General features: G+C 63.9%; 1 protein-coding gene. It reads right to left on the bottom strand.

Annotated features, from left to right (window positions below):
* A partial coding sequence (locus tag P0D96_RS48280; protein ID WP_408321427.1) for a sodium/glutamate symporter occupies window positions 1–670 on the bottom strand: 670 nt, incomplete at both ends.

Genomic DNA, 670 nt, shown 5'->3' with positions numbered 1-670 from the left:
CGGCAAGACAAACCGCAATCAGCGCGACGGTTTCGATGACGGCCTCCGCGGTGATCGGCCGTACCGTATTGGGCTCCTCGAAACCGGTCGAGGTTGCACCTTCCGTCTCCGGATTCGGGGCAAGCCGATAGCGGGTGATCAGAAAGCGCGCGACCGGCCCGCCGATCAATCCCCCGAGTATCAGACCGAAGGTGGCACAGGCAATCGCAATTTCGGTCGCCGATGCGAGGCCGTGGCGCTCGGCAAACACCTTGGCCCATGCCGCACCCGTGCCGTGGCCACCCGATAGCGTGATGGACGCCCCAAGCAGGCCGAGCAACCGCTCCTGGCCCAGTGCCCAGGCGAGTCCGATACCGAGCGCATCCTGCATCACGAGCAGGCCGACCACGACACCCAGAAAGGCCATCAGCGAGCGCCCGCCCGCCTTCAGTCGGGCGAGGTCTGCATTCAGGCCGATGGTGGCGAAGAACGTCAGCATCAGCGGCACTTGAAGCGTGGTATCGAAACGGACGTCGATCTGCAGGGCGCGGTTCAACGCAAACACCAGCAGCGATACAAGCAGGCCGCCGACAACCGGTTCGGGGATGCTGTACGTACGCAGAAGTCTGACCCGGGCAAGAATCTGTCGTCCAAGGAGAAGAACGAGCGACGCGGCCATCAGCACTTCCAG

The sequence above is a fragment of the Paraburkholderia sp. RL17-347-BIC-D genome (assembly GCF_046027915.1).
Taxonomy (GTDB): domain Bacteria; phylum Pseudomonadota; class Gammaproteobacteria; order Burkholderiales; family Burkholderiaceae; genus Paraburkholderia.
Note: the sequence above shows the minus strand (reverse complement) of the source record. Positions and strands in the feature narration are given on the sequence as shown.